Genomic DNA, 12,784 nt, shown 5'->3' on the forward strand with positions numbered 1-12,784 from the left:
AAAGGACGGATTCGAAAGCGGATCGATCGTCCGGGACGGCACGATGGAGACGCGGGACATCACGGTGAACAGACGAAGGGGAACCGTCCGTGCAGTTCGAGGTGTGGGCACCGCAGGCAGACCGAGTGACGCTCCATTGCGAGGGCACCACGCGCGCGTTGGCGCGCGATCCCGCGCGCGAGGGGTGGTGGACGGGCGAGGCGGAGGCGCGGGACGGCACGCGGTACGGATTCGCGCTGGACGACGGGCCGGTCCTGCCCGACCCGCGCTCGCGCCGCCAGCCGGACGGCCCGGACGGGCTGAGCGCGGTCGTGGACCACGAGCGCCACGCGTGGCGCGCGCGGTGGCCGGGGCGCGGGCTGCCGGGCGCGGTGCTGTACGAGCTGCACGTGGGCACGTACACCCGCGAGGGCACCCTGGACGCCGCCGCGGCCCGGCTGGAGCACCTGGTGGAACTGGGCGTGACCCATGTCGAGTTGATGCCGCTGTGTCCCTTCCCCGGCCGGCACGGCTGGGGCTACGAGGGCGTGTCGCTGTGGGCGGTGCACGAGCCGTACGGCGGCCCCGAGGCGCTGAAGCGCTTCGTCGACCGGGCGCACGAACTCGGGCTGGGCGTCGTCCTGGACGTCGTGCACAACCACTTGGGCCCGTCGGGCAACCATCTGCCCGAGTTCGGGCCGTACTTCACGGACACGCACACCACCCCGTGGGGCTCGGCGGTGAACCTGGACGCGCCCGGCTCGGACGAGGTGCGTGCGTTCCTCCTGGGCAGCGCGCTGGCGTGGCTGCGGGACTACCGCGTGGACGGGCTGCGGCTGGACGCGGTGCACAGTCTGTACGACACGCGCGCGTGCCACTTCCTGGAGGAGCTGTCGGCGGCCGTGGACGGCCTGGCCGACGAGGTGGGCAGGCCGCTGTTCCTGATCGCCGAGTCGGACCTGAACAACCCGCGCTTGATCACCCCGCGCGCGGAGAACGGCCTCGGCCTGCACGCGCAGTGGAACGACGACTTCCACCACGCCCTGCACACCGCGCTGACCGGCGAGTCGCAGGGCTACTACGCCGACTTCGCGCGGGACCCCTTCGGCGCGCTCGCCAAGACGCTCACCGGCGGCTACTTCCACGACGGCACGTACTCCAGCTTCCGGGGCCGCGGTCACGGCCGGCCGCTGGACCGCGCGCGGGTGGCCGGGCACCGGCTGCTGGGCTACAGCCAGACCCACGACCAGGTCGGCAACCGCGCCCAGGGCGACCGGCTCTCCGCCCACCTCTCCCCCGGCCTGCTGGCCTGCGCGGCCACGCTGACGCTGACCGCGCCGTTCACACCGATGCTGTTCATGGGCGAGGAGTGGGCGGCGGGCACGCCCTGGCAGTTCTTCACCGACCACACCGACGCCGAACTGGCCGAGGCGGTACGGCGGGGCAGGCGGCGGGAGTTCGCCTCGCACGGGTGGGCCGAGGAGGACGTACCCGACCCGCAGGACCCGGCGACCCGGGAGCGGTCCTGCCTGGACTGGTCGGAGCCGGAACACGAGCCCCACGCGCGCGTGCTGGCCTGGTACCGCAGGCTCCTCGCGCTGCGCCGGGAACAGCCCGACCTCACCGACCCGGACCTCGCCGACACCAAGGTGGCGTACGACGCGGACGCCCGCTGGCTGGCCTTCCGGCGCGGGGACGTACGGGTGGCGGTGAACCTGGGCAAGCAGGAGGCGGCGATCCCGCTGGGCACCGGCCGGGCGGAGGTCCTCGCGGCCTGGGACCCGGTCGAGGCACCGGGCCGGGACGGACTGCTCCAGGTGCCCGGGGAGTCGTGCGTGGTGCTCACCCAGCCCTGAGACGCCCTGTGCGCCCGCGCCGGACCGCTGAGGGCCCCGTTTGGTCCGGACGGGCCTCCCAGGGGCCGGACGGGCCGCCGAGGGGCCGGACGGTCCCCTGCGCGGTCCTGCGGCGGCGTCAGGGCTCCGGCTCGTCCTCGGGGAGGTCCGTGACCCGCTCCAGGAGGATCGGCTCCCAGGCGCGCCGCAGCTGGGTGCGCAGCAGGGGCAGGGAACCGCCCGTACGGCCCTCCAGGCGGTCGGTGAGGCGGATGACGGTGTCGCAGCGGGCCAGCCACAGGCCGCGCAGGCAGGGGCGGGCGCCGTAGCCGGCGAGGGTGGCGGCGCGGACGGCCGCCGGGGAGCCGACCGCCACGGCGAGTCCGGCGATGTCCTCGGCGGGGTCACCGAGGGCCGCCGCGGTCCAGTCCAGGATGCCGCGCACCCGGCCGTCGGCGCTGACCACCACGTGCGCGCCGGTCAGCCCGTGATGGGTGAGGACGGCGGTACCGGGCTGCGCGGCGAGCTGCGCCGCGCTGGCCGGGGTGAGCTGATGCAGCCGGGCGGCGTCGAACTCGTCCGCGGCGGCGAGCCGTTCGGCCGCGTGCACGGCCATCCGGCGCAGCGCCTCCAGGGAGCGCGGTGCGGTACGCGGCACGCCGAGCGCCTCCGCCTGGCGTGCGGGCACCGCGCGCAGCCCGCCCAGCAGCCCGGCCAGATCGTCCTCGCCGACGGCGGAGACGTCGTGCTCGTCGGCCGTACCGCCGGTCACCCGGGTGTCGAGCGTGTAGGCGAGGCCGGGTGCCCAGTCGCCGTGCGCGACGCTGGTCGGCACGGCGACGGGCACGTGCGGGCGGACCAGGTCGCGCAGGCGCAGTTCCCGGCGCCGGCGGACGGAGGCCTCGCGGTCGGGCGCGAGGCGCAGCACGTGGCGGCCGCCGATCCACCACGTGTGCTCGCGGTCCTCCGTCACGGGCCGTACGTCGGGTCCCCCGGTGCCGTCGCCGCCGCCCTCCTTGAGCAGCGAACGGACCAGTCTGCGGACGGTGTCCGCGGTGGGTGTCGGTGCCTGGGTCATGGGTCGCGCGTCGCCGTTCCGGGTGTCGTCGAGAGTGGTCTCCTCGGGCCTCTCAGTCCACTATGACCATCTCACGGGTGGTGTCGTTGAGACGGCGGCCGCCGTCCTCGGTCACCGTGACGATGTCCTCGATGCGCACCCCGAAGCGGCCGGGCAGGTAGATGCCGGGCTCCACGGAGAAGCACATGCCGGGCACCAGCGGCTGCTCCTCACCCTCGATCATGTACGGCGGTTCGTGCGTGGTGACGCCGATGCCGTGCCCGGTGCGGTGGATGAAGTACTCGCCGTACCCGGCGTCCGTGATCACCGCGCGGGCGGCGCGGTCGACCTCCTGGCAGGCCACGCCCGGGCGTACGGCCCGGAACCCGGCCTCCTGGGCGGCGCGCACGACGTCGTGGACCCGGCGCTCCTCCTCGGTCGGCTCGCCGACGTGGACCGTGCGGGTGGTGTCGGAGCCGTAGCCGTCCTTCAGGCCGCCGAAGTCGAGGACGACCATGTCGCCGGGCATGATGACGCGGTCGCCGACCTCGTGGTGCGGGTTGGCGCCGTTCGGACCGGAGCCGACGATGGTGAAGTCGACCTGGGAGTGGCCGAAGCGGCGCAGCAGGCCGGCGAGGTCGTGGCCGACGTCGGACTCGCGGCGGCCGGCGAAGGGAACCTTCCGGATCTCCTCGAACGTTGCGTCGGCAGCGGCTCCGGCGGCCGCCAGGAGTTCCAGCTCGGCCGCGTCCTTCACCGCGCGGAGCATGGGCAGGGCGTCGGTGAGGGAGGCGTAGGAGGTGTCGGGGAGGGTCCGCTGGAGGCCCAGCAGGTGCATCGCCCAGGTGTTGTCGCTGATCCCGAACCGGCCGCGGTCGTCGAGGAGGCCGGCGGTGACGGCGTAGGGGTCCTTGCCGTCGGTCCAGTCACGCAGGGTCAGCGCGGCGGCGCCGGCCGCGTGCTCGGCGTCCGGGGCCTCCAGGGTGGGCACGACGAGCACGGGGTCCCGGCCGGGGGCGAGGACCAGCACGGTGAGCCGTTCCGTGACCGCGGTGGGCGTGTAGCCGGTGAGCCACACCATGTCCGGTCCCGGGGCCACGAGGAGCCCGGCGAGGCCGGCGTCGGCGGCGGCGCGCGCGGCACGCTCCATGCGGGCGCCGTAGTCGGCGGCGGTGAAGGGCGCGGGCTTGGTACCGGTCATCCGGGCCTCCGGGCACGGGTGAGGGATCGGGGCGACGGCATCTCGGGCAGCATCCTGCCCGCCCGGACGGGGGGACGCGAGCCGGTCCCGGGAACCGGTGCCCCGCGGTCCGTCGGCAAGCGGCTCGCCAAGGGCCCATGATGACGCGCGGGACCGTTGGTGACCAGCCGGTTTCCCGGCGTGTACGAGACGGCGGCCCCCGGGGCGTCCGCCGCCGGGGTCCGCCGTCCGCGGCCGGTTCCCCGGTACCGCTCGTGCCACGGCATCCGGTCCCGCGGGGGCGCCGGTCCGCGCCCCGGCCGGGACCGGACCGGACCGGACCGGTCAGATCACCATCGCGGGGGTCACCGACAACTGCTGGTAGCCGCCGCTGCTGTGGCGCACGGTGAGCAGCAGCGCCTTTCCGGGGCGGGCCCGGGTGACGGCGCGGGCGAGGTCGGCGGCGGTGTCGACGCGGGCCGCGCCGAGTTGCAGGACGACGTCCCCGCGGACCAGTCCGGCCGCGTAACCGGGGCCGGGCACGTGCACGCCCACCACCAGCGCGCCCGCCTTCCGGGCGTCGACGGCCTCCACGCCCAGTGTCATGCCGGGCACGGCGGGGGCGGAGACGGCCGTGGGGACGGCGTCGGCCGAGGGGGCGGGCGGCGGGGCCTCGCGCTGCAGCTCGGCCAGCCGGCTCATCCCGATCACCGTGGCACCGACCGTGCCGATGCCGACGCCCGAGAGCACCAGCACGATGCCCGCGCACAGGCCGAACAGCAGGGTCCGCAGCCGACGTGCGGGCCGGGGCGCGGCATGCGGCCGGCGGGCGGGGCCCGGGGTGCCGTCGTCCCGGCGGTCCTGTCCTGGCATCGGCTTGGGCCGCAACGCAGTCTGTTCCATGGTTCGCTCGCCTCCGGCTGGTGCTCTACCCGGGGCGGCGGTCCGCGACGAGACACGAACGAGTGAGAATGGCCGGAGGGCGGCGCGGGGTAGCCATGGACATCCGCCACTGCGGCACCGGCGGGCCGGACCGGCCCGCCGGTGTGGCCCCCGCGGGGCTCAGCCGGTGTGGCCCTCCCCGTGGCCGCCGTGCGCCCCGCCGTGGTCGAACTTCAGAGCCTCGGGCGGCATGACGACGAAGGGCCGCATCATGCCCATGTCCTCGTGCTCCAGCAGGTGGCAGTGGTACATGAACCGGCCGTACGCGCCGTCGAAGCGGCCCATGACCCGCAGCAGCTGGCTGCCCGGGACCCGGAAGACGTCCTTGTGGCCGCGTTCGTTGGGTGCGAGCGGGATCGCCGTCCCCGCGTCGTACCGGATCGGCGTGCGGGTGCCGCCGGCCGCCGGGTCGAAGCCGGAGACGTCATAGGCGTCCCGGCCCAGCAGCTGGAAGTCGGCCAGGTGGATGTGCATGGGGTGCACGATGGGCGCGAGGTTGAGGAAGCTCCACTGCTCGTAACTGCCCTCGCCGATGGTGAAGCCGAGCCCGTCGTTGAACGTCCGTGCGGTGCGCCGGTACGTCTTCGTGGTGCCGTCGGCTCCGGTGATCTGGACGATGCCGTCGGCCGGGAGCCGGAGACCCGCGGTGTCCTGGACCTCGGTCATCTCCCATATCTCCGGGTGCCCGCCGGCGCCCTTGGTGGGGGGCGGGGTGAGCAGGATCAGGCGGTGGCCGTGCGGAATGTCGTGGGTGAGGCGGCGGAAGGAGCCGGAGAGCACCTCGGGCAGTTCGAAGGTGTCCTCCTCGCAGCTGTCGCCGACCCGGAACTCCAGCACGGCGGGGTAGGGCACGTCACCGGCCGGGTCGGGCACGCCCGCCGGCTGGTTGGGGCCCTTGTTCACCAGGCGGAGCGTCCGCCCGGCCAGCCCGCGGAAGTCCACCAGCAGGTCGAAGCGCTCGGCCGGCGCGGCGGTCAGGGCGGGCAGCTCCGCGTCGAAGTCGACCGGCACCGGGCGCGGCAGCAGCCCGCCGTCGCTGCCGATCTGGTGGACCGCCCCCGGCACCGGCTCGCCGTCCTCGTCGATCAGGACGAGTTCGAAGATGCGCGCGTTGGAGGCGTTGACCAGCCGGAACCGGTACCAGGCCGGGTCGACGTCGGCGTACGGCCAGATACGGCCGTTGACCGTGGTGTACGGGCCGGTGAACGGGACGGAGACCGGCTTGCCCGTCTCCGGGTTGCGCTGCTGGACGACCACCGTCTTGTGCAGCAGCCGGCCGTTGATGCGGCCGTCCTCGTCGGTGTCGAGGTTGCGGTCGGCGATGAGGAGCGGGATCTCCCGCTCGCCGGAGGGCAGGTGGAGGGCGTCCTCCTCGTCGTCCCGCACGAGGTAGGTGCCGTACAGGCCCGACATCACGTTCCACCGGGTGATGTTCATCGCGTGGTCGTGGTACCACCACTGGACCGCCTGGTGGTCGTTCGGGTACTCGGACAGCTGGGCGTCGCCGGAGCCCACGGCGTTGTCCGCCCAGCCGTCGTTGCCGCCGCCGGTCTGTGCGCCGTGCAGGTGGGTCACCGACCAGGCGGGCAGGGCGGCGACGTCCTTGTTCGGCTCGACGCCCTCACGGCCGGGCTCGGTGGTGGCCTGCGGGCGGCCGTCTGTGCGCAGCGGCACCCCCACGGAGGTGACCGGGTACTCGCTGTCCTTGGGGATGCGGTTGGTCCAGGCGATGCGGACCCGCCGGCCGCGCCGCACCTCGATGGTCGGACCCGGCACGTGTCCGTCGTACCCCCACATCAGGGTCGGCGGCAGCTGCGGGTGCAGGCGCACCCAGGCCGGGCGCAGGGCGATCTCCGTCTCGCGCAGCACGTCGCCGGTGTCGGGCCGCAGGACCGGCGGTACGGTCAGCGGCGCCATGTACGGCGTCAGTTCGAACGTCCCGGGCGCCGTCTCGGGCGCCCGCTCCCGCTCCTTCTCCAATTCCTCCGCGCCGGCCCCGGTGGTCTCTCCGGTGGGCCTCTCGATGATCTCCGTCACGGCCGAACACCCCCGTGTTCGTGGTCTGTTGTTCCCCTTACTCCACAAGACTCCCGAGGACTCACCGAAGTTCCCTGAATGCCCGATTCCGTACGAGAAGATTCCGCGACCGTCAGCCGAGCGCCGGGGCGGGCACAGCGGGCATGGCGGTCGCCCGGCCGGGCAGGAAGCCGTGGGCGCGGCGGCCGAGCCACTCGGCCTTGTAGCGGTCGACGCTCCGGTGCCAGTGCAGGATGCCGGCCAGCCAGTTCTGCAGGTCGAGCACATAAGCGTCCATGGCGGCCCGTGCCTCCTGCGAGAGCCGGAAGTCGTCGTAGAGGACCGGGAGCTCGTGCGCGATGACGTGCTCGAACTGCCGCATGCGCTGGGTCGTCAGATCGTGGACGACGGCGAGCGCGGCCGGATAGTCCACGCCGAAGAAGTTCTGCACGACCAGGACGGAGTTGTGGATCTCGCCCTCGTACTCGATCTCCTTCTGGTACGAGAAGATGTCGTTGAGCAGGCACGCGTAGTCGATGGCGGCGTTCTCCAGCGAGCGCACCGGACCGCTGCGGTACACCTGAGGCGGGACGGCCGGCCCGTGGCCCATGCGGCACAGGCTCAGGGTGAGGTCGGAGCCGAAGGTGGCGCGCCGCATCTCCAGGTAGTCGACCGGGTCGGGGACGCGGTTCTGCAACTGGTTGGACAGCTCCCACAGCCAGCTCTCGGTCATCACGTTCACGGACGCCTTGAGCGTGCGCCGCTGGTCGGCGGTCATCGTGGCCGTGGTGCGCGTCCAGAGGTCGATCAGCCCGCGCTCCATGGCGTCGCCGGCGACGACGGCCGGCTCGCCGTCGACCGGCATGCACTGCGACAGCCGGGCCGTGGTCAGCCGGGCGGCGGCCAGGTCCCTGCGGTGGCCGTACACGAGCGGGTAGTAATCGTCGCCGTACGTTCCCCAGGCCAGCCACTGCGCGCTGAGGTCGAGGGCCTCCGGCGTGGCGTCCGGGTCCAGGCCGGCGGAGCACAGCGCGAGGTCGTACGCGGCGAGCTTGTCCTCGTCCCAGACGCCCTCCTGGAGCATGCCCGTTTGGTGGCACCAGTCGACGAGGTGGCCGCGGGCCCGGTCGAGGTGGGGGCTGAGCTGGAGCCGGTAGGGCATGTACAGGTCGGGGATGCGGGACGGGCCGACCTTCTGGTACGGCACGTGCGCGTAGACGCGCAGGCGTTGCTGGGCGGCCGAGGCGAGGAGCGCGCCGACGTCGGCGGCGGAGGTGCCGGGGCCGCCCCTCAGCTGCCAGGGCGAGCCGGACCGCGCACCCTTGTTCATGTACCGGCTGGAGCGCAGGTGCCATTCGTGGCCGCCGGACTGCCAGTCCTGGAGTCCCTTGGTGTAGGCGGCGATCGCGGCGGCCTCGACGGGGGTGAGGCCCTTCTCCAGGGCGACGGCCGGGACTTCGGTCAGCGCGGTGTGCTCGAACTGGTGCAGCCGGGAGGTGAGGACGTCGTTGACGGTGTCGGCGGCCTCCTGCGTGGTGCAGCCGAAGAACTTCTCCAGGACGAGCACGCCGTTGCTGTTCTCGCCCTCCTCCTCGACCTCGCGCTGGTAGGAGAACAGGTCGTTGCGCAGGTGGACGGCGTCGGAGAACGTCTCCATCAGGACGCGCAGCGGCCGGGTTCCGGCGACCGCGGCGGGCACCTCGGCGGTCGCGTACTCCACGAGCCCGGCCGACCAGGGGGCGCCGCCGACCTTGCGGCGCATCTCGATGTACTCGACGGGATTGGCGATGCGCCCCTCGTTGATGTTGGACAGCTCCCACATCGACTCGTTGAGCAGGTGCTCGGTGGCCACGGAGAAGCGGCGGCGCCAGTCCACGGACATCGACGGCACCGTCCGCGCCCACAGGTCCTTCAGCCCTGCCTCCACCGGATTCTCCGGTTCCGGCACGGAGGTGGTGAGGTCGAGCGGCATGAACAGCGGCAGGCGGTCCAGGTGCGCCTTCCCGGCGGCGCGGTCCTGGGTGCGCTTGTACATGTCGAGGAAGTGGTCGTCGAAGAAGAACACCCACACGTACCAGTCGGTGATCAGCGACAGAGCGGGCCCGTCGCAGTCGGGATGGGTGTAGGCGCACAGGAGGCCGTAGTCGTGCGCCTCCAGGTCGGCCTGTTCCCAGATGCCGGAGCCCTCCAGCATGCCCATCTCCCGGGCCCACACGGTCGAATGGGCCCGGGCCTCCTCCAGGTGCGGGTTGAGCCGCGCGGGATACGGCATGTAGAAGTGCGGGAGTTCGAACGGCTGCGTCATGGCCGGGCACTACCCGGGGCCCTCCGCCCGCATCCACCCGGGGGCACATGATCACACCATCGCGTGAACCGGTGGGGAAACGTGGAACTCCGGCGGGGGGTTGTGGCGTTGGTTCCCTTGCCGTGCCCGCGCGCGGGGGCCACGGTAGGCGCATGACCTCCTTCGCGCTGCCCCACGAGGTGCACGGCGACGGCGCCCACAAGGTGTTCGCCGTGCACGGCTGGTTCGCCGACCGGTCCGCCTACGCGGCCGTGCTGCCGGACCTCGACCGCTCGTCCTTCAGTTACGCGCTGGTCGACCTGCGCGGGTACGGCGAGGCCCGGGACGCCACGGGCGCGTACACGACGGCCGAGGCGGCCCTGGACCTGGTGGAGCTGGCCGACCGGCTCGGCTGGGCGCGGTTCTCGGTGGTCGGGCACTCCATGGGCGGGGCGGTGGCGCAGCGGCTGCTCGCCGTGGCCCCGCACCGGGTGCGCCGGATCGCCGGTGTCTCGCCGGTGCCCGCCTCGGGCATGCCGCTGGCCGGGGATCAGGCGGCGCTGTTCGCGGACGCGGCGCACCGGGCGGAGAACCGGCGCGCGATCATCGACGTCACCACCGGTGGCCGGCGGCCCGCCGCCTGGCTGGACCGGATGGTCGCCCGCTCGCTGGAGCGCAGCGACCCCAAGGCGTTCCGGACCTGGCTGGACTCGTGGGCGGGCGAGGACTTCAGCGCCGACGTCGTGGGCAGCGAGGTGCCGGCGCTCGCCGTGGCCGGCGCGCTCGATCCGGCGCTGTCGCCGGAGGTCATGCGGGAGACCTGGATGAGCTGGTACCCGCGCGCGCGGCTCGCCGTGCTGTCCGGCGCCGGCCACTACGCCATGGACGAGACACCGCTGGAACTGATCCGCACCGTCGAGGACTTCCTGCGGGCCGACACGGCGGACGGGAGGGACGCGAGGGACACGGCGAAAGCATCGGACACGGTGGAGGAGCCGCACCGGGCGGCCGGGGAGCGCGAGGGCGAGCCGGCGTGAGCGTGCGCGCGGCGCCGCCGGTCCCGGACGTCTTCGACCCCCGCCGGTACGCCACCGGTGTCCCCTACGACGACTACCGCGTGCTGCGCGACCACCATCCGGTGGCCTGGCAGGACGAGCCGGAGGTGCTGGGCTGGCCGGCCGGGCCCGGGTTCTGGGCGGTGACCCGGCACGCGGACGTCGTGCGCGTGCTCAAGGACGCGGCGACGTACTCCTCGTACGCCGGCGCGACCCAGATCCGGGACCCCGACCCGGAGGACCTGCCGTTCATCCGGCGGATGATGCTCAACCAGGATCCGCCGTCGCACGGGCGGCTGCGCCGGCTGGTGAGCCGGGCCTTCACGCCGCGGCGCGTCGACCGGTTCGCGGCCGTCGCCCGGGAGCGGGCGCGCACCCTGCTCGCGGGCGCACTGGAGACGGCACGGGAAGGGGACGGCACGGTGGACCTGGTGGCCGCCGTCACCGACGAGTACGCCCTGCTGAACCTGGCGGATCTGCTGGGCGTCCCGGCAAGCGACCGGCGGCTGCTGCTGCACTGGACGCAGCGGGTCATCGGCTACCAGGATCCGGACGAGGCCGGTCCGCCGGTGCTGGACGGGGCGGGAAGGCCGGTGAACCCACGGTCGCCGGCGATGCTGCGGGAGATGTTCGCATACGTTCGACAGTTGGCCGTATACAAAAGACGGTATCCCGTCGACGACATCCTGACGACACTCGCTCACGACCCCGAACTCGCCGACGGCGAACTGGAGATGTTCTTCTTCCTGCTCACCGTGGCGGGCAACGACACCGTGCGCAGCGCGGCCCCGGGCGGCCTGCTGGCCCTGGCCGAGCACCCGGAGGCGTACGGGCAGCTGCGCGCCGGTGTCGTCGGTATACCGTCTGCCGTCGACGAGCTGCTGCGCTGGCACCCGCCCGTCCTCACCTTCCGCCGCACGGCCGTACGGGACACCCGGCTGGCGGACCGCGAGATCCGGGCCGGCGACAAGGTCGTCGTGTTCCACGCCTCGGCCAACCGGGACGAGCGGGTCTTCACCGCTGCGGACCGGCTCGACCTGGCCCGCTCCCCCAATCCGCACGTCTCCTTCGGGGACGGCCCGCACGTGTGCCTCGGTGCCCACTTCGCCCGGTTGCAACTGCGGCTGCTGCACGAGGAGGTGCTGCGGGTCCTGCCGCGGCCGCCGGGGCTCGCCGGACCGCCCCGGCGGCTGGTGTCGAACTTCATCAACGGCCTCAAGTCACTGCCGCTGCTCCTCGCCTGACGGATCGACCTGGATCAGCGCGTGAGTGCCGCCCGTCCGCCAGCTCTGTCCCTCGGCCGCCACCAGTGCGGCCTCGGTCGCGGGCGTGAGGCCGGTGATCACATCGGACTTGAGGGTGCGCAGTGCGGCGACCGGGCCGGGGAAGCGGACGGTGGTCTCCCGGAAGGGCGTGGTGGGCGGCCAGAGCCGGTCGCCCACCAGACGACGGTAGTTGAGGTCGCCCTTGACGACGGTCAGGGTAGCCGCCGCGAACTCGGCGCGCAGGTCGTCGGGCATCGCGGCGTAAGGCAGCGGCGCGCAGGAGAAGGGGTGGGCGCGGACGGTGAGGCGGCCGTCGGCCATGGCCGCCCAGAGCGTCCGCCCGTGCTCGGCGGCCGCGCCGGAGGCCGCGCGCAGCCGGTGCAGGGCGTCGACCACGTCGGCGGTGGTGGCGTCGGAGACGTAGTACGGGTACGGCTTGACGTGCAGGACGGCCCGGGCGGCCCGGCCCTCGGTGAGGAGGTGGGCGATCAGCAGCAGGTCGGGGACGAGTTCGCGGCCCGCGTTGTCCGCCACCAGCACGAGCGTGCCCGTCCCGCCGGGCGGCAGCAGCGACCAGAGGGTCTCGCTGTCGTCGGCGACCAGGGCGGGGGCCGGGTCACGGTCCTCGGCGCCCGCGGCGGAGAGCCGGAAGCCGAGGTCGGCGCGGTTGCCCCACAGCGAGCCGTGCAGCAGTGCGCGGGCCCGTTCCTCCTCCGGCAGGTCGCGCAGGCCGTCCAGGGCGGCGAGTTCCTCGTCGGTCTCGGGGGCGTCGAGTTCGGCGCGTTTGAAGGGGCGGAAGGGGTCGACGCCCTGCCAGGCGCCCGGGCCGAACCAGCCGACGGCGTCGAGCAGCCGGCGGTAGAAGTAGCTCTCGGACCACAGCCACGGCACGTCGTACCAGGACCGGCCGGCGTACTCGGCCAGGCCCCAGCCGTGCCACCGGTCCCGGTCCGGCGCGTCGGCGGGGAGCGGTTCGACCGTGCCCTGGGTGCAGCTCTTCAGCAGCTCGTCCAGTGCCGTGTGCTGCCCGGGGCCGTACGGGAAGGCCTCCCGTACCTGCCGGATGATCGCCGGGTGCCGCTCGGCCAGCACGCTGTGCGGGAAGGAGCCGGGTTCGTTGCCGAGGATCACGGGTGCGAAGGGGGTGTCGGGCATGTCCGTCACGGTATCG

Annotated in this window: 9 protein-coding genes; 3 read left to right on the forward strand and 6 right to left on the reverse strand. The window is 73.5% G+C overall.

Annotation, left to right across the window (positions count from 1 at the left end; all coding sequences use genetic code 11):
* The first annotated feature begins 89 nt into the window (after window positions 1-89).
* Window positions 90-1,835, forward strand: coding sequence for a malto-oligosyltrehalose trehalohydrolase (gene treZ / locus IG05_RS0102610; RefSeq protein ID WP_030338689.1), 1,746 nt, complete (start codon window positions 90-92; stop codon window positions 1,833-1,835).
* A 118-nt stretch (window positions 1,836-1,953) separates the two neighbouring features.
* On the opposite strand, the gene IG05_RS0102615 is transcribed toward treZ, so the two are convergent.
* The 5 genes from IG05_RS0102615 to cyc2 all read right to left on the reverse strand — a co-directional run bounded on the left by IG05_RS0102615 (window position 1,954) and on the right by cyc2 (window position 9,314).
* Window positions 1,954-2,892 carry an aminoglycoside phosphotransferase family protein gene (locus IG05_RS0102615; protein WP_030338690.1) on the reverse strand — a complete coding sequence of 313 codons (939 nt, stop codon included), beginning with the start codon at window positions 2,890-2,892 and terminating at the stop codon, window positions 1,954-1,956.
* Window positions 2,893-2,944: 52 nt separating this feature from the next.
* Window positions 2,945-4,072, reverse strand: a complete 1,128-nt coding sequence (locus tag IG05_RS0102620) for an aminopeptidase P family protein (protein WP_030338691.1) — start codon at window positions 4,070-4,072, stop codon at window positions 2,945-2,947.
* 324 nt (window positions 4,073-4,396) lie between these two features.
* Entirely contained in the window at window positions 4,397-4,954 is a 558-nt protein-coding gene (locus IG05_RS0102625; RefSeq protein ID WP_030338692.1) for a PDZ domain-containing protein, read from the reverse strand.
* Window positions 4,955-5,113: 159 nt separating this feature from the next.
* A complete protein-coding gene (gene phsA / locus IG05_RS0102630) occupies window positions 5,114-7,030 on the reverse strand; it encodes an O-aminophenol oxidase PhsA (RefSeq protein ID WP_078893857.1) in 1,917 nt (638 codons plus the stop codon).
* A 112-nt stretch (window positions 7,031-7,142) separates the two neighbouring features.
* A complete protein-coding gene (cyc2, locus tag IG05_RS0102635) occupies window positions 7,143-9,314 on the reverse strand; it encodes a germacradienol/geosmin synthase Cyc2 (protein WP_030338694.1) in 2,172 nt (723 codons plus the stop codon).
* Window positions 9,315-9,466: 152 nt separating this feature from the next.
* Here cyc2 and IG05_RS0102640 point away from each other — a divergent pair, with 152 nt between their 5' ends.
* Entirely contained in the window at window positions 9,467-10,330 is an 864-nt protein-coding gene (locus tag IG05_RS0102640) for an alpha/beta fold hydrolase (RefSeq protein ID WP_051789456.1), read from the forward strand.
* Complete coding sequence (locus IG05_RS0102645) at window positions 10,327-11,592, forward strand: cytochrome P450 (protein ID WP_030338696.1); 1,266 nt, start codon at window positions 10,327-10,329, stop codon at window positions 11,590-11,592. Before IG05_RS0102640 ends, IG05_RS0102645 begins: the two co-directional genes overlap by 4 nt.
* On the opposite strand, the gene IG05_RS0102650 is transcribed toward IG05_RS0102645, so the two are convergent.
* Window positions 11,569-12,768 carry a damage-control phosphatase ARMT1 family protein gene (locus tag IG05_RS0102650; RefSeq protein WP_030338697.1) on the reverse strand — a complete coding sequence of 400 codons (1,200 nt, stop codon included), beginning with the start codon at window positions 12,766-12,768 and terminating at the stop codon, window positions 11,569-11,571. The two genes, IG05_RS0102645 and IG05_RS0102650, sit on opposite strands and share 24 nt — an antisense overlap.
* Window positions 12,769-12,784 lie beyond the last annotated feature (16 nt).

The sequence above is a fragment of the Streptomyces sp. NRRL S-1022 genome (assembly GCF_000720135.1).
Classification (GTDB): Bacteria; Actinomycetota; Actinomycetes; order Streptomycetales; family Streptomycetaceae; genus Streptomyces.